The sequence below is a fragment of the Thalassospira sp. ER-Se-21-Dark genome (genome assembly GCF_017922435.1).
Taxonomy (GTDB): domain Bacteria; phylum Pseudomonadota; class Alphaproteobacteria; order Rhodospirillales; family Thalassospiraceae; genus Thalassospira.
This window is the reverse complement of sequence record NZ_VDEZ01000001.1, coordinates 1,254,385-1,276,398: the sequence shown is the minus strand read 5'-3', so window position 1 is coordinate 1,276,398 and position 22,014 is coordinate 1,254,385. Positions and strand designations below refer to the sequence as shown.

At 54.7% G+C, this 22,014-nt stretch carries 23 protein-coding genes; 15 read left to right on the top strand and 8 right to left on the bottom strand.

Annotated elements, in window-relative coordinates:
• The first annotated feature begins 132 nt into the window (after positions 1-132).
• On the top strand, positions 133-753 hold the full coding sequence (locus tag FHI25_RS05820; protein WP_210515916.1) for an FxsA family protein: 621 nt from the start codon (positions 133-135) through the stop codon (positions 751-753).
• 300 nt (positions 754-1,053) lie between these two features.
• Positions 1,054-1,551: a protein-export chaperone SecB gene (gene secB / locus FHI25_RS05815; RefSeq protein WP_008888774.1), complete on the top strand. Its 498-nt coding sequence runs from the start codon at positions 1,054-1,056 to the stop codon at positions 1,549-1,551.
• 124 nt (positions 1,552-1,675) lie between these two features.
• Here the strand turns inward: secB and hemJ are convergent, their stop codons facing one another.
• The 3 genes from hemJ to hemE form a co-directional block, all read right to left on the bottom strand.
• Positions 1,676-2,104 (bottom strand): protoporphyrinogen oxidase HemJ, encoded by a 429-nt coding sequence (gene hemJ, locus FHI25_RS05810; RefSeq protein WP_008888773.1) that lies wholly within the window; start codon positions 2,102-2,104, stop codon positions 1,676-1,678.
• Between the two features lie 141 nt (positions 2,105-2,245).
• Positions 2,246-3,361, bottom strand: a complete 1,116-nt coding sequence (gene hemH, locus FHI25_RS05805) for a ferrochelatase (RefSeq protein ID WP_210515913.1) — start codon at positions 3,359-3,361, stop codon at positions 2,246-2,248.
• Positions 3,362-3,560: 199 nt separating this feature from the next.
• Positions 3,561-4,601: a uroporphyrinogen decarboxylase gene (gene hemE / locus FHI25_RS05800; protein WP_210515911.1), complete on the bottom strand. Its 1,041-nt coding sequence runs from the start codon at positions 4,599-4,601 to the stop codon at positions 3,561-3,563.
• A 687-nt stretch (positions 4,602-5,288) separates the two neighbouring features.
• Between hemE and FHI25_RS05795 the strand changes: the two genes are divergently transcribed.
• From FHI25_RS05795 to rho, 10 genes are all read left to right on the top strand, one after another.
• A complete protein-coding gene (locus FHI25_RS05795; protein ID WP_008888770.1) occupies positions 5,289-6,113 on the top strand; it encodes a pyruvate, water dikinase regulatory protein in 825 nt (274 codons plus the stop codon).
• 22 nt (positions 6,114-6,135) lie between these two features.
• Positions 6,136-6,741, top strand: a complete 606-nt coding sequence (locus tag FHI25_RS05790; protein ID WP_063086279.1) for a nucleoside triphosphate pyrophosphatase — start codon at positions 6,136-6,138, stop codon at positions 6,739-6,741.
• A gap of 45 nt (positions 6,742-6,786) precedes the next feature.
• Complete coding sequence (locus FHI25_RS05785; protein WP_210515909.1) at positions 6,787-7,653, top strand: shikimate dehydrogenase; 867 nt, start codon at positions 6,787-6,789, stop codon at positions 7,651-7,653.
• A gap of 21 nt (positions 7,654-7,674) precedes the next feature.
• Entirely contained in the window at positions 7,675-8,259 is a 585-nt protein-coding gene (gene coaE, locus FHI25_RS05780; protein WP_210515907.1) for a dephospho-CoA kinase, read from the top strand.
• An 18-nt stretch (positions 8,260-8,277) separates the two neighbouring features.
• The gene (gene dnaQ / locus FHI25_RS05775) at positions 8,278-8,991 is read left to right on the top strand and encodes a DNA polymerase III subunit epsilon (protein WP_210515905.1); all 714 of its coding nucleotides are present in this window, start codon (positions 8,278-8,280) and stop codon (positions 8,989-8,991) included.
• 266 nt (positions 8,992-9,257) lie between these two features.
• Positions 9,258-10,199, top strand: a complete 942-nt coding sequence (locus FHI25_RS05770) for a transporter substrate-binding domain-containing protein (RefSeq protein ID WP_210515903.1) — start codon at positions 9,258-9,260, stop codon at positions 10,197-10,199.
• Positions 10,200-10,427: 228 nt separating this feature from the next.
• Positions 10,428-11,075: a Smr/MutS family protein gene (locus tag FHI25_RS05765; RefSeq protein ID WP_210515901.1), complete on the top strand. Its 648-nt coding sequence runs from the start codon at positions 10,428-10,430 to the stop codon at positions 11,073-11,075.
• Positions 11,072-11,437 carry a helix-turn-helix domain-containing protein gene (locus FHI25_RS05760; RefSeq protein ID WP_210515893.1) on the top strand — a complete coding sequence of 122 codons (366 nt, stop codon included), beginning with the start codon at positions 11,072-11,074 and terminating at the stop codon, positions 11,435-11,437. The genes FHI25_RS05765 and FHI25_RS05760 overlap by 4 nt, the downstream gene beginning before the upstream one ends.
• 170 nt (positions 11,438-11,607) lie before the next feature.
• Positions 11,608-13,665, top strand: coding sequence for a nitrate- and nitrite sensing domain-containing protein (locus FHI25_RS05755; protein ID WP_210515891.1), 2,058 nt, complete (start codon positions 11,608-11,610; stop codon positions 13,663-13,665).
• Between the two features lie 322 nt (positions 13,666-13,987).
• Positions 13,988-15,250, top strand: a complete 1,263-nt coding sequence (gene rho / locus FHI25_RS05750) for a transcription termination factor Rho (protein WP_210515889.1) — start codon at positions 13,988-13,990, stop codon at positions 15,248-15,250.
• A 107-nt stretch (positions 15,251-15,357) separates the two neighbouring features.
• Here the strand turns inward: rho and FHI25_RS05745 are convergent, their stop codons facing one another.
• Positions 15,358-15,663, bottom strand: coding sequence for a hypothetical protein (locus tag FHI25_RS05745; protein ID WP_210515888.1), 306 nt, complete (start codon positions 15,661-15,663; stop codon positions 15,358-15,360).
• A 101-nt stretch (positions 15,664-15,764) separates the two neighbouring features.
• Between FHI25_RS05745 and FHI25_RS05740 the strand changes: the two genes are divergently transcribed.
• Positions 15,765-16,358, top strand: coding sequence for an HD domain-containing protein (locus FHI25_RS05740; protein WP_246878908.1), 594 nt, complete (start codon positions 15,765-15,767; stop codon positions 16,356-16,358).
• 59 nt (positions 16,359-16,417) lie between these two features.
• Here the strand turns inward: FHI25_RS05740 and FHI25_RS05735 are convergent, their stop codons facing one another.
• The 4 genes from FHI25_RS05735 to FHI25_RS05720 all read right to left on the bottom strand — a co-directional run bounded on the left by FHI25_RS05735 (position 16,418) and on the right by FHI25_RS05720 (position 20,833).
• Positions 16,418-17,074, bottom strand: coding sequence for a 2OG-Fe(II) oxygenase (locus tag FHI25_RS05735; RefSeq protein ID WP_064780222.1), 657 nt, complete (start codon positions 17,072-17,074; stop codon positions 16,418-16,420).
• Between the two features lie 104 nt (positions 17,075-17,178).
• Positions 17,179-18,153 (bottom strand): quinone oxidoreductase, encoded by a 975-nt coding sequence (locus FHI25_RS05730; protein WP_210515886.1) that lies wholly within the window; start codon positions 18,151-18,153, stop codon positions 17,179-17,181.
• Between the two features lie 148 nt (positions 18,154-18,301).
• Positions 18,302-18,790 (bottom strand): methylated-DNA--[protein]-cysteine S-methyltransferase, encoded by a 489-nt coding sequence (locus tag FHI25_RS05725; protein WP_210515884.1) that lies wholly within the window; start codon positions 18,788-18,790, stop codon positions 18,302-18,304.
• Positions 18,791-18,793: 3 nt separating this feature from the next.
• Positions 18,794-20,833, bottom strand: a complete 2,040-nt coding sequence (locus tag FHI25_RS05720) for a thioredoxin domain-containing protein (protein WP_210515882.1) — start codon at positions 20,831-20,833, stop codon at positions 18,794-18,796.
• Between the two features lie 351 nt (positions 20,834-21,184).
• On the opposite strand from FHI25_RS05720, the gene FHI25_RS05715 reads away from it, so the two are divergent.
• Together FHI25_RS05715 and FHI25_RS05710 are read left to right on the top strand one after the other, a co-directional pair.
• Positions 21,185-21,445, top strand: coding sequence for a DUF6489 family protein (locus tag FHI25_RS05715; protein ID WP_008888754.1), 261 nt, complete (start codon positions 21,185-21,187; stop codon positions 21,443-21,445).
• A 14-nt stretch (positions 21,446-21,459) separates the two neighbouring features.
• Positions 21,460-21,783 carry a (2Fe-2S) ferredoxin domain-containing protein gene (locus tag FHI25_RS05710; protein WP_210515880.1) on the top strand — a complete coding sequence of 108 codons (324 nt, stop codon included), beginning with the start codon at positions 21,460-21,462 and terminating at the stop codon, positions 21,781-21,783.
• Positions 21,784-22,014: the final 231 nt, after the last annotated feature.

Sequence of the window (22,014 nt, the reverse complement as noted above, 5' to 3'; positions counted from 1 at the left end):
GAGAAATCGCTGAAAACCAAGTTGTTTTCTGCAATAGTTTCAGCAAGACGTCAGCTTTGGCCGTAAAATGCATGTGATAATACGACATTTGCGGCGCATACAGGCAATCCATCGCCAGTAAACGGAGAAACAATGGGCTTTTACTTTCTCGCGATATTCGTCGCCATGCCAATCATCGAAATCGCGGTCTTTATTCAGGCCGGCGAACTGATCGGGCTATGGCCGACCATTGGCGTGGTTGTTCTAACAGCCATCATCGGTACGTCCCTGATGCGTGCCCAGGGGTTGCAAACTCTGGCCAAGGCGCAAAGCCAGATGGATCAGGGCGAAATGCCCATTGGTGCCCTGTTTGACGGCATCTGCATTCTGATCGCTGGTGTATTGCTTCTGACCCCGGGCTTTGTCACCGACACCTTTGGCTTCCTGTTGCTTGTCCCGCCGCTGCGCCAGCTGATCGGGGCCAAGGTCATCATGAAGCTGGTCCAGTCGGGCAATATCCGGACAAACTTCCGCGGTGCGACCTATTCCAGCGGCGCGCAAGACGGGCCAAACGGGCGCGGGCCCAATGGACCCGGTGGACATGGCGCTGGTGGACCTAGCGGATCACGGCCACGTGGGGCCGGGCCGATCATTGATGGCGATTTCGAAGATGTCAGCCCGAACGATCCGTCAAACGACACCGATAGCAGCAACGATCCGGGCGACAATCCCGAAACACCGCGCAATTTGCCGCCGCGTGACGAGACGCGCTGAATTCATCCGAAAATCACAAAATCAGAAGGTTGGCCGACACCCCCGGTCAGCCTTCTTTGATTCAAAGGCCTTTGTCCGCAATAAGGACAACCAAACCCCCGGAAACGCGGGCTTTGATAAGGGCTTTGACCCGCTCTGATTGGCTTGCCCGTGCAGGCCAGACGTGCTAGGCCAACAAGTCCAATTTATCTGCCGCAACGGGGCGGCGTCAGTAATAAGCATTTCAGCCAAGGCAAAGCCTTCAAGCCGAAAGCTTTTTTCTGATCAAGACGAAATGACCTCTAAGGGAGCTAGACTTTAATGGCCGAGAATACCACCGGTGCAGAAGGCGCAGCAGAACAGAAGCAGCAGCCGGCCGCAAATCCGATCACGATCCACACCCAGTACATCAAGGATCTGTCGTTCGAAAACCCGAACGCACCGGAAAGCGTTGCCCTGCAGCAGCAGCCGAAAATCAATATCGACGTTGATGTTGAGGCCCGCACCACCCAGGACCAGAAACTTCACGAAGTCACCATCAAGATCAATGTCAAAGCCGACGTTGGCGACAAGGTGGCCTTCATTGCCGAACTGCAGTATGGCTGCGTTGTGACGCTGAATGTTTCTGACGAACACCGCCTGCCGGTTCTGATGATCGAAGTTCCGCGCCTGCTGTTCCCCTATGTCCGTAAAATCGTCGCAGACCTGACCGCAGACGGTGGTTTCCCGCCGCTGATGATGCAGCAGATTGATTTTGCTGATCTTTTCCGCAAAAAATTCGCATCCAAGATGGAAGGTCAGCCGGCTGGCAACGCCTGATTGACCCCATCCATCGGCTTTTGGATCGATGCCAAAACGATGACAAAGAAAAGGCCGCCAGTTTGGCGGCCTTTTTATTTTAAAATCGAAACGTTTTTACTGATGGGCCGTCAAACAGAGCCGATCAGAAGGGCCGTGCGATCACCATGAAGACGACAATGATCATCAGGATCGTCGGTACTTCATTGAAAATACGATAGAATTTCTGCGATTTCGTATTGGCATCCGCCTCGAACGCCCGGCGGTAACGCGCCATCATCATGTGTGCGATGGTCATCAGAACCACACACAGCAGTTTGACGTGGAACCAGCCTTCGGTCATGACACCGGCCGCATGGATCAGATAGCCGCCAAAAATCCAGGTCGCGATCATTGCCGGGTTCATGATGGCGCGCAAAAGACGGCGTTCCATCACCTTGAATTTCTCGCTGGCTTCCGAGCCCGGCGCCACTTCGCAGTGATAGACATAAAGCCTTGGCAAATACAGAAGACCCGCCATCCAGGCGATCACGCTGATGACATGCAGGGATTTGATAATGCTGTAACTATCCATCTCTCTCTTCTCTGGATGTGACGGTCAGGGTCGGCAGGTTAAAGCCCGCGCAAGCGGGAATTTTTTTGAATTTTTCCGACCATAACAGCAATCAGGCCGATCCAAAAACAGAACCGGCCCGCTTGGCGTTATAACTGTGATCTAGGCCCCGGCAGGTTTCAGCGACGGCTGCTTGGCCACCGCACAGGAATGTTCATCCGGGCACCACCAGCCGCGCGTTTCGACCGTATAGTCATCCGGTCCTTTTTCATCGAGCTCGTCTTGCGTTTGTTTTACGACCGAAACAAGTCCGGCAATAAACTTCGGATGGGAACAGACGGTGCGCACGCGCTCATAGATCGGCACGTGTTTTTCATGCGCCAGTTCGCCATATTCGATATCAAGCTCGACCAGGGTTTCCGAATGCTCGGTGACAAAGGCAATCGGCACCACGACGATACCCTTGTTTTCCTTGCCAGCACGCTCGATCTCGTCCTCGGTCGATGGGCCAATCCATTCCATCGGGCCGACCCGGCTTTGATAACAAACGTTCCAGTCCAATCCTTCGATCGCCATTTTCTCGACCACGGCGGCCGATGTTTTTTCGATCTGCGACTGATAGGGATCCCCACGCTTGGTAATCACCGCTTTCGGCACACCATGGGCGGAAAACAGGATGCGCGGTTTATCAATGCCAAGTTCGGTAGCCTTGGCCAGCGCGCGCTCATAGCCCGCCTTGATCATCTCAGCCGATGCTTCGACAAAGCCCGGATTGGTCGGATAGCAGCACGCCGTTTTGATCGGGGATGTCAGGCCAACCTTGGCACAGGCCCGTTTCCAGTCCTTGACCGACGATCCGCTGGTGGTGGTGGAAAATTGCGGATAAAGCGGAAGCAGGATTTGTTCGTCCGCGCCCCATGCCTTGACTTCGGCTGCGGTATCATCGGCAAACGGCTTCCAGTAGCGCATGGCGATGAAGCAACGGTTTTCATAACCGTCATCTTCGGCATTGAGCGCAATCTGAAGCGCATCTGCCTGTTCCTGGGTCAGTTCCAGAAGCGGCGATTTGCCACCGATATGGTCATAAATCTCGCGCGCAATTGGCGCGCGGCGACGCGAAATCAGCTTTGCCAGCAAAAAGCGGAACGGATTGGGCAGGCTGATGATCGCCGGATCATTAAACAGGTTGAACAGAAACGGCTCAACAGCTGCCGGACTGTCCGGCCCCCCCAGATTGAAAAGAACAATGGCGCGTTTCTTGCGCGTCGTCTCGGACATTTGGCTATCCTTCATGTCAGATCGTGTCTGGACCGGTTCCCGACAAACCGGGAATGATGTAAACCCGTCGCGCTCCGGCGCCTATTTTGGTCAAACCGGACCCAAGCGCAACAGGCAACGCCCATCATACGCATTGAATATTTCAATCGATTTGATTGATTTCAAAAATCACAAAATAAAATGCAACAATTGCCGACATTTACCCTTTGTAATCGCGAATGAAGTCGACCAGCTGGCCAACATGTTCCGGCGGGGTTTCCGGCGTGATGCCATGGCCAAGGTTAAAGATGAATGGCCCCTTGCCCAGCGTATCAAGGATGCGCTTGGTTTCATCAAACATCGGATCACCGCCGGTGATCAGCAGCATCGGATCCAGATTGCCCTGTACGGGCCCCAGTTTCTGAAGGTTTTCTGCCACCCAGTCGAGTTTCACCCCGCTATCAAGGCCAACCGCGGTCACACCGGTTTTCTGTTTGAAATCGACCAGATGCAAGCCACAGCCACGCGGGAAGCCAATGATCGGCAGATCCGGGTGCACGGCGCGCAAATTGGCAACGATCTGTTTGGTCGGCTCGATCACCCAGCGATTAAAGCCGGTCTCGGACAACACCCCGCCCCAGGTTTCAAACAGCTGAATGCATTCTGCGCCTGCCTCAACCTGTTTCAGCAAATATTGCGTGGTCGCCTCGACCAGAATGTCGATCAGTTTGGCAAAACCATCGGGATCGCCATAGGCAAAGCGGCGGATATTCGGGAAGTCCTTGGAACCCTTGCCCTCGACCATATAGGTCGCAACGGTCCAGGGCGCACCGGCAAAGCCGATCAGTGCTGTACTGGATGGAATGGCGTGTGAAAGCTTTGAAACCGTCTCATAGATCGGACCAAGCGTGTCATGAATGCCTTCAACTGAAAGCTTGCCCAGGCCTGAAGCATCGCGGATGGCCTCAAGCTGTGGGCCTTCTCCCTGCTTGAAGGCCAAATGCTGTCCAAGTGCCTGCGGTATAACGAGGATATCGGAGAACAATATTGCCGCATCGAAGTCAAAGCGCCGCAGCGGCTGCAACGTAACTTCGCAAGCAAGATCAGGATTATAGCAAAGATCAAGGAAAGAGCCTGCTTCTTCGCGGGTTGCGCGGTATTCTGGCAAATAGCGACCAGCTTGGCGCATCAGCCAGATCGGCGGTACCGGCAAGGTTTCACCGGCAAGGGCACGCAAGAAGGTCTTTTGGGTGTTAGGCATCTGGTTTCCTGTTTCTCTTCCCGATCGCTTTTTTGATCTTTGGCCTGACACGTGGCGTTCGGCCACCTGTCAGAACCGGCTTTGTTATTTCGTGAAATGTGCCCTGGGGCCTTTGCCAAGACGTTTTCCACGTTCTGCCTAACAAAACCTTATTTAATAAAAAAGGATGTTGTTTGTGAGTGGTTCCCTGTGGATAACAGGGATTAAATTTCACGCACAGTTTATTCACATTCCGACTCGGGAAAAATGATTCATCTCAACCGGCCTTGGGGAAAACTGTGTACGACTCCGAACGACTCCCGGACTCTGCCTTGGGAAAAGACGTTTTTGAATAATGGGGATAAGGTGAATAAGTCTGGTTTTTGCATTCTTATCCCTGTTATTACGGGAAAAATTTGGCACTTATCCCGCTCGGGACAGAGCACTTGAGAAACTTTGTATGAGCGGGAGGATAATTCCTGTGGAAAAAATCGGGCCGGAGTCGCACCCGTTATCCACATTTATCCACAGGGCCGACTCCGATCCGCTAACTTCGGGTTGCGATAAAACTCTTATCCATCCGGTTAGTGATCGGTATTTTGAACAGCCGTAACTTTGTTTGAATAAAGTTAGAAAAATCGTTTGGTCGGCAAAAAGTGGATAAGATTCTGCTTGGTGATCAAAAATTGACCAAAGAAACGGACAGGCATGGTCGGGACGGACAAAATTTTCCATCTTCATCTGGTCTCGGACTCAACCGGCGAGACGGTCGATGGCATCGCGCGCGCCTGCGTCGCGCAGTTTCCCGATGTGCGTGCTCATGAACATGTCTGGTCGCTGATCCGGACAGATGCCCAGCTGGCGCGTGTCTTGGCCGATATCGAACGCAATCCCGGCATCGTTCTTTACACCGTCTTTGACAGCGACATCCGTCGCAAGCTCGAAGAAGGCTGTCGCCGCCTGCAGGTCCCCCACAGCCACGTGCTTGATAATACCGTCACCATGATGGCCGGGTATCTGGGGCAGCAATCGCACGGCCGGACCGGTGCGCTCCATAAAATGGACGAGGAATATTTCAACCGGATCGAGGCGATCGATTACACCCTGACCCATGATGACGGCCAATCGGGCTGGGATCTGGAAGACGCCGATGTGGTGATTGTCGGTGTTTCGCGCACGTCCAAAACCCCGACATCGGTTTATCTGGCCAATCGTGGCATCAAGACTGCCAATATTCCCTTTGTGCCGGGCTGCCCGTTGCCGCCGGAACTTGATCAGCTCAAAAAACCCCTGGTGGTCGGCTTGATCAAGGATGTTGATCAGCTGGTCTCGATCCGCAAAAACCGCCTGCGCCAGATCGAACGCGGCGAGGGCGGCGATTATGTTGATCCGGTTGCAGTCCGCGACGAAGTTCACCAGGCACGGCGATACTTTACCGAACGCGGCTGGAAGATCATTAATGTCACCCGCCGGTCCATCGAAGAAACCGCCGCCATCATTTTATCGACCATGTATGACCGCCGCGGTCATTAAGCTGCACCAACAGGATAAACATATGCCCAGCACCCATCGTCTTATTCTCGCATCCAGCAGCAAGGCCCGCCATGCCATGCTGACCAATGCTGGTGTCAATTGCGAAGCCGTCGCCTCGATGATTGACGAGGACGGCTATAAACAGGCGATGAAGGCCGAGGGTGCGACGGCGGCCGAAGCCGCAGAGACGCTTGCGGAAATGAAGGCGCTGCGCATGTATCGCCAGCAACCCGATGCGATTGTGATTGCCGCTGATCAGATGTTGGAATGCAATGGCATCTGGTTTGACAAGCCGATGGACCGTGACAATACCCGCGCGCAACTCCTGGCCCTGCGGGGCAAAAGTCACAAGCTGGTCTCGGCCGCTGTTATATATAAGGAAGGCTCGCGCATCTGGGGCACGATTGATACCGCCCATCTGACCGTGCGCAACTTCACCGATGAATGGCTCGAAGAATATCTCGATGCCGCCGGTGAGGAGATTTATCACTGTGTCGGCGGTTATCAGCTTGAAGGCCTGGGCGCGCAGCTTTTTACCGAGGTGCGCGGGGATTATTTCACGGTTCTGGGCATGCCGCTCTTGCCGCTGATCGGCTTCTTGCGCGATCATGGCGTTCTAAAAGCATAAAAAAATCAAACTGATACAAAGCATTCAGGCAGGAAATATCATTCGATGACTCCGCATCATACCTATCGCACCCTGACCGGAACCTCGCGCTTGGCGGGCGTGATGGGTTGGCCGGTTTCACATTCGAAATCGCCGCGCCTGCAGGGTTATTGGTTGGCGAAATACGGGATCGATGGCTGTTATATGCCGTTGCCGGTCAAACCCGAAAACTTTGAAACGGCCCTGAAATCCCTGCGTGATCTTGGTTTTGCCGGCGTAAATGTGACCATTCCGCACAAGGAAGCCGCCATGGCTGCGTGTGATCAGCTCTCTGATCGGGCCAAGCGGGTTGGTGCGGTCAATACCATCACTTTCACCGAGAATGGCGAGGTTTTGGGTGACAATACCGACGGGTTCGGGTTTGTCGAAAACCTGCGGCAAGTTGCCCCGGACAGTGCCTTTGCGTCAGGTCCGGCCGTGGTGCTTGGGGCTGGTGGGGCATGCCGCGCGGTTCTTGTTTCCTTGCTTGAAGAAGACTGCCCGGAAATCCGACTGACCAACCGCACGCGCAAACGCGCCGAGGACCTTGCGACTGAAATCAATGATCCGAGGATCAAGGTTGTCGACTGGCCACTTGCACCCGATGCCCTGTTGGGGGCGTCGCTTGTGGTCAACACCACCAGCCTTGGTATGGTCGGCCAGCCCAAACTTGAGATTGATCTGGATGGTTTGCCGCAAACGGCCCTTGTCACCGATATCGTTTATGCGCCGCTGATGACCGACCTTCTGGTGAAGGCCAGGGAACGCGGCAATCCGATTGTCGACGGGCTTGGCATGTTGCTCCATCAGGCACGACCGGGTTTCCATCGCTGGTTCGCGATTGATCCGGAAGTGACCCAGGAACTGCGCGATTTCGTTCTTTCGCCGGATTAAGATCCGAAGGGTAATCTTATCATGAAAATTCTTGGGTTAACCGGCTCCATCGGCATGGGCAAGTCAACCGCGGCGGCGATGTTTCGCACCCTTGGTGTGCCGGTCCATGATGCCGATGCCACGACCCATGAATTGATGGCGCCAGATGGCCTTGCCTTTGATCCGATCGCCAAGGCCTTTCCCGATGTGATCGTTAATGGCCGGATTGATCGGCAGGCATTGGGCAAGATCGCCTTTGCCAATCCGGATGTTCTAAAAACGCTTGAAACCATCCTGCATCCGCTGGTGCGCGCAGCCGAAAACCGGTTTCTTGCCGCTCAGCGTCGTTTGGGGCGCAAGCTGGTTGTTCTCGACATCCCGCTTTTATATGAAACATCCGGTGAAAAGCGCTGTGACCATGTTGCGGTTGTATCGGCCCCCGGGTTCATACAACGCCAGCGTGTTCTTTCGCGAGAAGGGATGACGGAGACAAAATTTTCCGCCATTCTGTCGAAACAGATGCCAGATATCGAAAAGCGAAAGCGCGCTGATTTCATCATCCCGACCGGGTTGGGGCGTGCCGTCACTTTTCAATATATTCAGGGTATTATCGACCAACTCAGTTGATGACTGGATAACGACTACATGCGTGAGATTGTTCTTGATACCGAGACCACCGGCCTTGATCCCTATGCTGACCACAGACTGGTTGAAATCGGCTGTATCGAACTGATCAATCACATGCCCACCGGGCGGCAGTATCACCAGTATATCAATCCCCAGCGCCCGATGCCCAAGGAGGCATTTGACGTTCACGGTTTGGGCGATGAGTTTCTCAAAGACCAACCCGTCTTTGCCGAGGTCGCCGATGAGTTCATCGAATTCATTGGCGAGGATTCGGTTCTGGTCATTCACAATGCCAGCTTTGATATGAAGTTCCTCAATGCGGAGCTTGAATGGCTGAACAAGCCGCGCATTGCCATGGAACGCGCCCTTGATACGGTTCAGATGGCGCGCAAGAAATTCCCCGGATCCCCCGTCAGCCTCGATGCGCTGTGTCGTCGTTTCAAGATCGACAACTCCAACCGTACCCTTCACGGCGCATTGCTTGACTCCGATTTGCTCGCCCAGGTCTATCTTGAACTGCTGGGCGGCCGTCAGCACGGCCTGTCGCTTGATCCCAATGCGTTAAACGGTGATCAGGAGGGGGAAAATGGCGGGCGTCGGGTTCTGGGCCCGCGGGGCAACCGGCTGGAACCAAGACCGCATGTGATCAGCGACGAAGAACTTGCCGCTCACCGCGCCTATATCGAGGCCAAAGTCAAAGATGCGCTCTGGCTGACAAGGCAAGATGCCTAGGGTCAGGACTCATTAATTTGGTTTCAATGGTTCATCGGATTTGTGCGGATACGCGAAACAAAGCCACAGGAAGATATGTATCTTTCAAGGCTTTGCGACAAAGTAGGCCGTGCAAATCCGATGAATCCGAAGGACAGACGTTATATTTGCAAACTCCGGCGTCAAATCCCTTGCGCGGGGAGCCACCCCGCTCTACGGCATTTTCCTTGGATTTCACAAATATAACGTCTGCCATTGATATCAAATTAATGGGTCCTGACCCTAGGATGGCACAAGGGCAGTGGCCTGCACTGCGTTCCTTAACTTTGCCCTTCAAAAAACGCGCTCATTACTTTGTCGCGGTCCTGATCCTTGCATGTGTTCTGATTGTTGGCACCACGGCCGTTCGGGCCGACGAGGCGGCCACGGGTAATACCCCCGGCACAAGCCCATTTAATGGCACCTACGTCATCCATCTGTCTGAAAGCACGCGGGTTCAGTCATCGGGCCGGCCGGAGCCAGGCTACTTCGATACCCTTGCCATCGAACTGTTTACCAAGGCCGGTCTGGCTGTTGAAATCGTGCCGCAGATGCCCTGGAAACGTCAGATGGAGTTGGCCGGACGCGAAGTCGGGCACGTGATTTACCCCACCACCCGAATTGATCATCGCGAAGATGTTTTCCAATGGGTGGGTCCGGTCAGCCGGACCTTCTGGAACCTGTTTGGCTTTGTCGATACCGGTTGGTCGGACATGGCGTTTGACACGCTTCTGCGCGATGCCCGCATCGGGGTTCTGATGGGATCAGCGCGTGAAGGATATCTTCGTGATCGCGGTGCGAAACAGTTGGTTATGGTGCCGCGTGAAGAACTTCTTTTGCCGATGATGATGGCTGATCGCGTTGATCTGATTGCCATTGGTGGCAATATCCTGCGCCATTATCTTGATAAGGTCCGTGCCGAATATCCCGAAGTCAGCATTCCTGATGTGACTGGTTTCAAGCCCTATCGCACCTGTTATCTCTATATCGCGATCAGTGGTGATGTGCCACAAAGCGATATCACAAGGCTGCAAACCCAGCTTGATCGTTTCAAGACCGACGGCTTTTTTATTGAAAATCGCCGGATGCATGGGCTTTCGACCAATCTCGACAGTGCGTTTCTCAAGGCGATGCTTGATCTTGATAATAACGGGGTTACCTGTGTCGATCTGACCGACATCGACACCTGAAACACAACCCCGTCGGGTCACCTTTCCCGGTCTGGCCTGTTTTTCCTGCAAACATATTGTTGCCGTGACGGCGAAATGCGCGACGGGCGCGGTTGCGCGAAAAGCAATGACACGGCAATATGCCGCGAACATTCCTTTGGGTGACCGGGCTGTTGCAAACAGGTGATATCGAATGGACGATAAAGCCTTGCGTATATGGACCGCGCCGCTTGCATATTGTCTTGGTCGATGAGTCAGAAGAAACCAAATAAGCGACGCCGCACCGTCACGGATGACGAAAAGACCCTGTGGGAGGTCTTTACCCGTGACGTCAAACCTTTGCGCAAGAAACGGCGCAAGGCCGGCGATGACGTGGTCGCGTCTGATGATGACATCCACACCAGCGATACCGCGATTACCTTGCCTGACAATCTTGGCGAAAAGCTTGAACAGTCTGAACAAAGCCGGGCTGCGCGCAATCTGCCCTCGGCCCGTCATGCTGATCGTGGCCCAAAGATCAAAAAACAGAACCTTTCCGAACTCAAACCCGGTGTCACCGACGGGATTGATCGATCGACTGCCAACAAATTCCAAAAGGGCAAGATGTCGATTGACGGGCGCATTGACCTGCATGGCATGACCCAGGAAGTCGCCCATAATGCGCTTAATACCTTTATCGAAGACAGCTGGCGGGCCGGAAAACGTTGCGTTCTCGTAATCACCGGCAAGGGATCGCGCGCTGATGAATATGGCCGTACCGGTCTGTTGCGCGAACGCACCCCGCAATGGCTGAGTGCGCCGAACCTTCGCAATCGCATCCTTGCCATTCATCAGGCCCAGATCCAGCACGGTGGCGCCGGGGCCTTTTATGTCTTGTTGAAACGGAGACGCCCGTGACACCTTTTGGCAATCGCATCCGGGAACTCCGCGCGCGCAACAATGTGACGCTGACCGATATGGCAACTGCACTTCAGCTGTCACCGGCCTATCTGTCCGCGCTTGAACACGGTCATCGCGGGCGGCCCAGCCCCGGCCTGGTGCAGCAAATCTGTGGTTACTTCAATCTGGTCTGGGACGAGGTTGATGACATCAAACGCCTCGCCCAGCTATCGCACCCCAAGGTGACGGTGGATACTGCCGGACTGGAACCCGCCGCGACCGAACTGGCTAACCTGCTCTCGGAACGCATCGCCGGTCTCAGCGACGATCAGCTTGAACGCATCCTTAAAATCGTGCGCGAAGGCCCTTCAACCTCCTAAAGACGATATAATTTCAAACATAAAAGTTAAAATTGAAGTTCCGGCCTCTTGACGCCAGTCATGGATTGCCAACATCAACCCGAGTAACCTTTTCTGCAGAACGCGGCACCTGTTGGGAGAAAACCTTCAGATTCTGGCGGTTTCCAACAAAAGAACGTCGAGGGATTTTGATGTTTAGTAATATTCGTATTGGCAAGAAGCTTGCGATTTCGCTGATACCGACGCTTGTGGCGCTTATTGTGTTATCTGCGATTTCCATCACTGGCCGTTATCAGCAGATGGACGAACTGGGCAACATCAGGGGATTGACTGAACTTGCCGGTCAGATCGGAACAACGGTCCACGAACTACAAAAAGAGCGCGGTGCGTCCGCCGGGTTTATCGGATCCGGAGGCGCTTCATTCGCCGAGCAACTTTCCCGGCAGCGTGATCTGACTGATGAAAAAATTGCGGCCCTCAAAGGCGCTTTGTCTGATTTCGATATTGATCAATACGATGAAAAACTTGCCGTCAGAGTCACGACTTTCACCCGCTTGATCGATCAGATTCCGCAAATGCGAGCCAAGGTCGATAACCTTGCCCTGGGTGTGCCGGATGCGGTGGGATTTTATACCTCGATCGTGACCGACATGCTGGCAACCGTCAATCTGGTCGCACAGCTTAGCAACGACCCCGAAATCCTGCGGATCATTGCCGCTTACAACAATTTCATGCAGGCCAAGGAACGTGCCGGTCTTGAACGTGCGACCGGGGCGGTCGGCTTTGGTCAGGGGGAATTTGCCCCGGACCTTTATTTGCGCTTTGCCTCGCTTGTCACGTTGCAAGATGCCTATCTGTCGGTTTTTGCCGAATTTGCCAATCCTGAACTTTTGACATTCTATATCAACACCATGAATGATCCGGCAGTCGGCGAGGTCGCTGATTTGCGCCAGGTCGCCTTTGATTATCCCAAAACCGGCACGACCAATGACATTGCCGGGGATGCGTGGTTTGCCACCATCAGCAAGAAGATCAATCTGTATAAAGCCGTCGAAGACCATATTGCCGGCTATTTGCTTAGCCGGGCCGAGGGCAAACTGACCACGGCCCGGACGGTTTTCTTTGCCACTTTGGCCGGGGTGATCCTTGTCGTCGTGCTGGCATCCGCTCTTGTCATTGCCGTCGGGCGCAGTGTGACCAACCCGATCAAGGATATGACCGGGTGCATGTCGCGTCTGGCTGATGGTCATCTTGACGAAGTTATTACCGGGCAGGATCGCGGTGATGAAGTCGGTGATATGGCCCGTTCGGTCGAGGTTTTCCGCGAAAATCTGGTCGAAAATCGTGAAATGGTGCGTCAGCGCGAAGCCGATCAGGCCGCCCGCGATGCCCATGCCAGCAAAATTGAAAACCTGACCAATGCGTTTCGAACCCGTGTTGACAGCCTGTTGGGCGCGGTTGGTAAGGCCACCGAAGAATTGCGCAACACATCGGCTGATATGGATTCCGCTGTTACGCAGACCCGCGACCGTGCCGTGCATGTCGCCAGCAATGCCGAAGAAGCATCCGGGAACGTATCGGCGGTGTCGGCGGCAACCGAGGAGCTGGCAAATTCCATTCTGGAAATTTCCCGCCAGATTGAAGCCGCCTCCGGCGCGGCCTCTGATGCCGCGTCCGATGCCCGTGATGCTGATCGCATTGCTGAGGCCCTCAAAGACGGGGCGAACCGCATTGGTGAAGTCATCGGATTGATCGGCGATATTGCCGATCAGACCAATTTGCTTGCGCTTAATGCAACGATTGAGGCGGCGCGTGCAGGGGATGCGGGCAAAGGCTTTGCCGTGGTCGCAAACGAGGTGAAAAACCTCGCCAGCCAAACCTCCAAGGCGACCGATGAAATCACGGGCCATATCAACACCCTGCAAACCGCGACCGATCAGGCGATTGATGCGTTCAAGCGGATCGGATCACGGATCGAGGAACTTGATACCACCTCGGCATCCTTGTCTGCCGCCGTGAATGAACAGCAGGCGGCCACATCGGAAATCGCAAGCAATGTCGAACGTGCCGCTACCGGAACGAACGAGGTTTCACGCAATATTTCCGATGTCAGTACCGCGACCGAGCAGGCCGATCAGGCGGTCAGGAACCTGATGAATGCCTGTGAAAGCGTGACCAGGGTATCGGTTGATTTGCGCACTGAAATAGAGGGGTTCCTGACATCGGTTCAGGACGAAAGGCAGGGTTGAGAACAAGGTTGTGAATAGGCACATAATCGGGGCTGGTGTCTGTGGCTGGTCCCGATCTGTGATCTTTGCGCATCAATTTGTGCAAAATTCTGCAAGCTGGTGAAACACGGTTTGACTATTTGTTCTTTCAGCGTTATCTATCGGGGGTGTTTCGATCCAGAAACATGAAAAGGCCTGCCTTTCTTGCAACTCCAAGGTTTCGAACCGTCCGCACGCCCCAGCAAAAGCCTGAGCGCCTTGCCTGACGGTCAACCGCACATTCTCTTTTCTATCTCCATAAAATCTTCGCCCTTTCGGCAACCACAGATCATTAAACGCACATATGCATCTTCAGGACCTTAAAAAGAAATCTCCGACCGAGCTGCTTGCTCTGTCTGATGAACTCGAAATCGAAAACGCCAGCACGCTCCGCAAGCAGGAGCTGATGTTCGCGATCCTCAAGCAGTTGGCCGAGAACGACCATGCCATCTTTGGTCTGGGCGTTCTTGAAGTTCTGCCCGATGGTTTTGGCTTCCTGCGCAGCCCCGAGGCAAACTACCTTGCCGGCCCTGACGACATTTATGTCAGTCCGAGCCAGGTGCGGCGTTTTGGTCTGCGGACCGGCGATACCGTCGAAGGCCAGATTCGTTCGCCCAAAGAAGGCGAGCGTTATTTCGCCTTGCTCAAGGTCGACAAGGTCAATTTTGATGCGCCTGAAAAAGTTCGTCATCGCATCAACTTTGACAACCTGACCCCGCTTTACCCCGATCAGCCGCTGCATATGGAGCGCGAGCGCGATCAGGAAGGCAACAAGGACATCACCAACCGGGTGATCGAGCTGGTTGCGCCGCTTGGTAAAGGTCAGCGTGCCCTGATCGTCGCACCGCCGCGCACCGGTAAAACCGTGATGCTGCAAAACATTGCGCACGCGATCGAGGAAAACCACCCGGAAGCCTATCTGATCGTTCTTCTGATTGATGAACGTCCGGAAGAAGTGACCGACATGGACCGTTCGGTGAAGGGCGAAGTCATTTCCTCGACCTTCGATGAACCGGCCCAGCGTCACGTTCAGGTCACCGAAATGGTTCTGGAAAAGGCCAAACGTCTGGTCGAACACAAGCATGACGTTGTCATTCTGCTTGATTCCATCACCCGTCTGGCACGTGCTTACAACACCGTCGTGCCGAGTTCGGGCAAGGTCCTGACCGGTGGTGTTGATGCCAATGCCCTGCAACGTCCGAAACGCTTCTTCGGTGCGGCTCGTAACATCGAAGAAGGCGGCTCTCTGACCATCATCGCGACCGCCCTGATCGATACCGGTTCGCGTATGGACGAGGTCATCTTTGAAGAATTCAAGGGCACCGGTAACTCCGAGCTTATCCTGGATCGCAAACTGTCTGACAAACGTATCTTCCCGGCGATTGATATCCTCAAATCGGGTACCCGTAAGGAAGAGCTCCTAGTCGACAAGAGCGTTCTGTCCAAGATGTGGGTCCTTCGCCGTATCCTCAACCCGATGGGTCCGCAGGACGCGATGGAGTTCCTTCTGGGCAAACTCAAATCGACCAAAAACAACGACGATTTCTTCGATTCGATGAACGGATAAGTCCGGCCGGGCCTGATGGGCCCGGTTATATGGATCGTCAAACGATGAACGGGGCCCAACCGGGCCCCGTTTTTTATTTCAATATCGAAATAACCGTTAAACAATCTCTATCCAAGGGCCAGTGTCACCTCTGCCAGACCGCTCCGCAGTTTCTGCCGATCCACACGGGCATCACCTGGCTCGATGGAAAAATTGTCGTCGCTCAGATGAATGCCGATATGATGCGTGCCGTAATTTAGCGTAATCGCCAATGTGTTGGCAGCCGTGATCTCGCACACCACCGATTCACCGGCCTCGATCCGGTTGGGTGGGGCGCTTTGCCAGCCATCCTTGGGCGCAAGGGCACTCAGATGCAGCGGGGTCTCGGCGTTTTCATTCCACAAGGTCAGTTTCAGGCGCATTTCCTGTGACATTTTTGGCGTCTCCCGCTTGATGGTAGAGAAATCAGTCTATCCTGTTTGCCGCTGTTTTTCACGGCTCTGCATGAATTTCATCGGGAGGAACGGATCAAGGCTTGAAACCGCGCAAAAGCCGTGGGACTCTGGGCAACCCGTTCACGATCATATCGCGCTTTATGCAGCTTCTACTCAAATCCGTTGATTTCGCCGCCCGTGCCCATCGCGACCAGCGTCGCAAAGGCGCTGCCCAGGAACCCTATATCAATCACCCGATTGAGGTTTCCCGCCTGATTGTCGAATGCGAACCGGGGACGGACGAGGATATTCTCTGTGCCGCCGTTCTGCATGACGTGATCGAGGATTGCGGCGCGACCCGCGATGAAATTGCCGCCTGCTTTAACGACATCATCGCCGATATCGTGCTCGAAGTCAGTGATGACAAGGCCCTGCCACGTGACGAGCGCAAGGCAAAACAGATCGAAACCGCACCCGGCCTTTCAAACGGGGCCAAGCTGGTCCGACTGGCCGACAAGGTCGCCAATGTCGGTGCGATGCTGACCGACACGCCGGTTGGCTGGGATGAAAGGCAGATACTGGCCTATGTCGACTGGGCCGAAGCCGTTATCGCCCCCTGCCGCGAAGTCAGCGAAGGCCTTTCAGAACGCTTTGACGCGATTGCGCGTGATGTGCGGATCACCCACGGCAACTAAAAACCCGGTAAATGTTGAATTACCGGGTTTCCCAGGCTGACTTGATGTCGCTTTGAACGTTATTTGACGTAGCTGTCGGGGAAGGGCAGCTGTTCAACAGCCCGCCAGTCCGGCGTGACATAGTTGATAATCAGCGATTTCCGAATGCCCGGAATGGTCCGTTTTTCAAAGCCGTGCCAGGTATTGTTGGACGGCACAAAAATCAGGGCCGAGTTCGGCTTGAACGGGGATGCGCCGACATGGGTATCGGCATCCTTGTAGATATCGGTCCCCAGTTTCTCATGACCCGGCTCGTCCGAGAGATAGAGCAACATGGTAAAGCGCTTCACGCCGATATCGGTATGGGGCTGCAGCCAGAAACCGTCGCGATCCTGGGCGAATTCCAGTCGAATGCGGGAATCACTCAGGTCAGCACCAAACACTTCCTCGACCGTGTCGACAACCTCGCGGGAATGGAAGGCCTGCGCGATATCATTGGCGGCCTCGAATTTCGCAATGTTTTCCTGATCGAAGTAACGGCGGCTTGAATTGTTGGCTTCACGCGTGCCAGCATCATCGACTTCAAGAAACGGCGCATCAATCGGAAGGGCGCAAACGGCCTCTGCCATGCCTTCTGGCAAGACGTCTTCAAGGAACCAGTGCTGATAAGGGTCCTGATAGGTTTTTGCCGATTTGAAGGCGGCGATGACAGATTGTTGTACTTTTGAAACAGACATTGCAGAGGTTCCGATATGCGAAGGCACAAGAAAAAAGCCGATCGCGCAATGTATCGGCTTTTTATCAAGTGTCCTATAGTTTTCGCGTCAGGATTGATGCCTTATCAGACCGTGAAGACGATCGACCCGTTGGTTTTGCGGCTTTCAAGGTCGTCATGCGCCTTGGCAGCATCGGCAAGCGGGTAGGTCGCGGTGATATCAATCGTGACAATGCCTGATTTCAGGACATCAAACAACTCATTCGCGCTGGCCAGAAGCTCTTCGCGGGTGGCGTTGTACTGGAAGATGCTGGGTCGGGTCAGGAAATAGGCCCCCGGGGCAAGCTGGGCCAGCGATACCGGCGGCACCGCACCTGATGACTGACCAAAACTCACCATCATGCCAAGCCGTTTGAGGCATTTAAGCGAATCCTCGAACGTATCTTTACCGACCGAATCGTAAACAACTTCAACGCCTTGGCCATTGGTGATTTCCTTGACCCGCTCGGAAACGACCTCTTCGCGATACAGGATCGGATAGTCACATCCCTTGGCCTTGGCGATTTCGGCCTTTTCCTTGGACCCGACCGTTCCGATCACGGTCGCCCCCAGATGCTTGGCCCACTGACACACAATCTGGCCAACGCCACCTGCCGCCGCATGGATCAGGATGGTATCGCCCTTTTTGACGTTATAGGTCCGGCGCAGAAGATACTGCGCGGTCATGCCCTGAAGCATGGCGGCCGCGGCCAGTTCGAAACTGACATCATCGGGGATCTTGACCAGACCCTTGGCCGGCATCACGCGCGCCTCTGCATAGGCGCCCAGCGGCTGTGCCGCATAGGCCACACGATCACCCACCGCCAGATCCGTCACACCCGGACCAACTTCTTCAATGATACCAGCACCTTCAAGCCCAAGGCCCGACGGCATGCTCGGTGCCGGATAAACGCCGGAGCGGAAATAAATATCGATATAGTTGAGGCCAACGGCCTTTTGCGTCAGGCGGACTTCGCCTTCGCCCGGGCTGCCGACGTCGACATCTTCAAATTTCAGGACATCACTGCCGCCGGTCTCGTAAAATCGGAATGCTTTGGTCATGAAAGACCTCCCATCTTTGCGTTTTCCAACGCATGTTTCGTTAATGGGAGGAGTGTAGGGCAGATACCGGCGATTTGCAGCAGGCGAAGTTATGTATTTCGCAGACTAGAAACGCAGGGAAGGCAAATTCGACGGGGCCGACGCTCACCTAGATATCAAGGCTGCCCTGATCACTCGGTAGCAGCAAATTGACACCTTCGATCTTTAAAAGCGCGCGCTTGGTTTCAAGCCCGCCCTGGCCGGAGTAGCCGCCCGGCTTGTCGCCTGTGGCCAGAACGCGGTGACACGGAATGAGGATCGGGATGGGATTAAGGCCGCATGCCGTGCCGACCGACTGAAACGCCTTGGGCGATCCGGCCATCGCCGCCAGTTCCTTATAGGTCGCAGTCTTTCCCGCCGGAATCTTGCACATCGCATCCCAGACGGCCTTTTGAAATGCTGTGCCGTCCGGGGCCAGCGGCAAATCAAAGCTGGTCAGATCACCCGAGAAATAGGCCGTCAGCTGCTTTTTGGCTTCTTCCAGTACGGATGTGCTTTCAACCTCTTCAACAAATCCCCAGTCAAGCGCAACGATTTGATCTTCAAATGCGAAAATCGTAATTGCACCGACGGGGCTGTTGATCGAGATTTGCGGCATTGGCTAGGCCGCCTTGGCGGGCAAATCTGCCAGCATTTCGATCAATTCTTCCACGCCTGTGACGGGCGCCGAACAAACCGGCCCCTGACAGATATAGGCGGTTTCCTTGCCGTCAATCGCGGTCTTGCCCTGGGCCGGATGGCCGTCGGGCAGGGGATCACCATCCGACAGGATCGTGATCGCCCGGTTGGGCAGATACGCGCCAAAAATGGCGCGCCGCATATCAAGATAGGTCTGGCTGCGCTCCCTGGCGATTAGCACGATCTGCACCGGGTTTTGCAGCATTTCGGCCGCCATCATAAGACCCGGCATATTCGGGAATTGCTCGCTGATCCGCCCGCCAAAGGCCGCAAGGGTGATTTCGGCCTGATCACGGTATTGCGCATCGCCAGTCAGAGCATAAAGCTTGGCCAGATTCTGGGCCATGATCGCATTGCCCGATGGCACGGCATTATCCATGAAGGGTTTTTGGCGCACGACAAGGTCACTGGCATCCGATGCCGACTGGAAGTAGCCGCCCTTGGCGTCGGCAAACAGGGTTTCGACCGCGGCGGACCACCGGATGGCGTCATTAAGATAGGCATCCTCGCCAAAGCATTCATAAAGCCGCAAGGCCGCGCGGATCATATGCGCATAATCCTCAAGCATACCGGCATGCTGCACGCGGCCATCGCGATAGCTGTGCAGGAAGCGGTCACCCTTCATCAGGGTGTTGATGACAAAGCCATAGGCAAGCTTGGCATAATCCAGCCAATCCGCCCGGTGGAAGGTCATGGCGGCCTCGGCAAAAGCGGCAATCGTCATGGCATTCCAGTCGGTCAGCGCCTTGTCATCCCAGCCCGGGCGAATGCGTTTGGCGCGTTCTGCCAGAAGCTTCGCACGAAGCTCCGCCAATTTTTCCTCGGTCGCATCATCCGAAAGCGTGAGCCCCGACGCCGTGCGGTTCAGGATATTCTGGCCTTCCCAGTTGCCGTCTTTTGACACGTCATAGAATTTCTTGAACAGATCGGCATCACTGCCAAGGATCTGGTCAATCTCATCCTCGGACCAGACATAAAACTTGCCTTCGACCCCTTCGCTGTCGGCGTCCAGACTTGCGGTAAAGGCCCCGCCGGCAATGCGCATTTCGCGCAAGATCCAGGTAATGGTTTCCTCGACCCGCTTGGCATAAAGCGGATTGGCATCGACCCGCCAGACATCGCACAGAAGATCAATCAGCTGCGCATTGTCATACAGCATCTTTTCGAAATGCGGCACCAGCCATTGGTCATCGACGGCATAGCGGGCAAAACCGCCCCCCAGATGATCATAAATGCCGCCCTGGCACATGCGATCAAGACTGTGTTTGACGATGCGTTTCAGCCCGTCATCATCGGTGCGCACACCGGTCCGCCAGATATAGGATAAAAGGCTCGGCTGCGGGAATTTCGGCGCGCCGGATGTGCCGCCATTTTCCCCGTCCATGATTTGCAAGCAGCCATGGCCGCAGCGATCAATCATCTCAAGGCTCGGAACCGCGCCAACCGCCGCACTGTTCATCTTGATCAGCGCATTGGAAATCTGGCTGACATTGTGGCGGACATCGTCGGGCTTCTCGGCGTAAATCTTGGCGACGGTCTTAAGCACATCGCCAAATCCCGGTCGACCATAGCGCGCTTCCTTGGGGAAATAGGTCCCGCCCCAGAACGGCTCGCCATCCGGGGTCAAAAACATCGTCAGTGGCCAGCCGCCCTGTTGGCCCAAAAGGGCCAGCGCATTCTGATAAAGCGCATCAAGGTCTGGGCGTTCTTCGCGGTCGAGCTTGATATTGATGAAAAGCTCGTTCATCAGGGCCGCAACACCCTCATCCTCAAAGCTTTCATGGGCCATGACATGGCACCAGTGACACGCCGCATACCCGACCGACAGCAGGATCGGCTTGTTCAATTCCTTGGCTTTGGCGAGAATTTCGGTACTCCAGGGCTGCCAATGCACCGGGTTGTCACGATGCTGAACAAGATAGGGGCTTGTTTCCGAACCAAGATTATTGCGTGCGAGTTCCATTTTGTGTCCTGTGCCATCCATTAAGCCGATGGCTTTATCGTTTGCGGTAGCGCGATCTGCAATCACGCGCCAGTCATCAGTGCTGGCAATGCTTTATAAGGCTGTTTGCGTGATTCTAAGGGTTATGGCCTCATTCATAAAGGCAAATGGCCGAAATCTTTTATCGCAATATTGTGAAAGTTGCGGTCGCCGCATCCGCTTGCTTCCCATATGGTAGGGGCAGGTTGGCGTTATTGTGATTGCGAAGGCGGTTCTGGTGGGGATAATGGGCCAGCCATGCAAACAGCCAGTCACGCAAATCACGTAAAGTGACAGAGACCAAAAAACAAAACAGATCAGGAGACCAGGGCGATGAAAGTAACCGTGAACATTGATTGCACGCCGGAAGAGGCACGGACCTTCTTTGGTCTTCCTGATGTTCAGCCGATGCAAAAGGCGATGATGCAAGATATCGAAGACCGCATGAAAGCCAATCTGGCGGCGATGGATCCGGAAACCATGCTCAATACCTGGCTGCCGCAGGGCATTCAGAACTGGGAACAGCTTCAGAAAGCCTTCTGGGGCCAGTTCAATGCAGGTACCGGCGGTACCGGTGACAAGGACAAAGGCTAGGCAGACCCGATATCATGCGTGAACACTACTATCAGGCACATGTCTTCGTGTGCCAGAACGAACGCCCGGCCGGTCATGAACGCGGTTGCTGCAATTCCAAGGGCGCGACCAAACTTCGCAATTACATGAAGGTACGCGCCAAGGAACTTGGCTTGCCACAGACCCGCATTAATACCGCAGGATGCCTCGATCGCTGCGAACTTGGCCCGGTGATGGTGGTCTATCCCGAAGGCACCTGGTATCGCTACGAGACGATGGAAGACATCGAGGCGATCCTCAATGATCACCTGATCGGCGGGCAGGTGGTTGAACGGTTGAAGCTTAATCCCGATCAATAAGCGCCCCTGCGTAACCTTGAGTAATCAAACCGGCCCGCAATATATGTGTGGCCGGTTTTTTGTGCGGTGGCAGCAGATGCCCGCCTGCGCGGGCATGACGGGGCGAGGGCGGTTGCCAACGCGCACCCGATGATCCGCGCAACCAACTCAAAGCTCATTAAATCCCTGTTGGTTATTTTCTGCCATATGTTGACCTTTGCCGCTGTCTGGACGATATCCTGCTCAGCCACG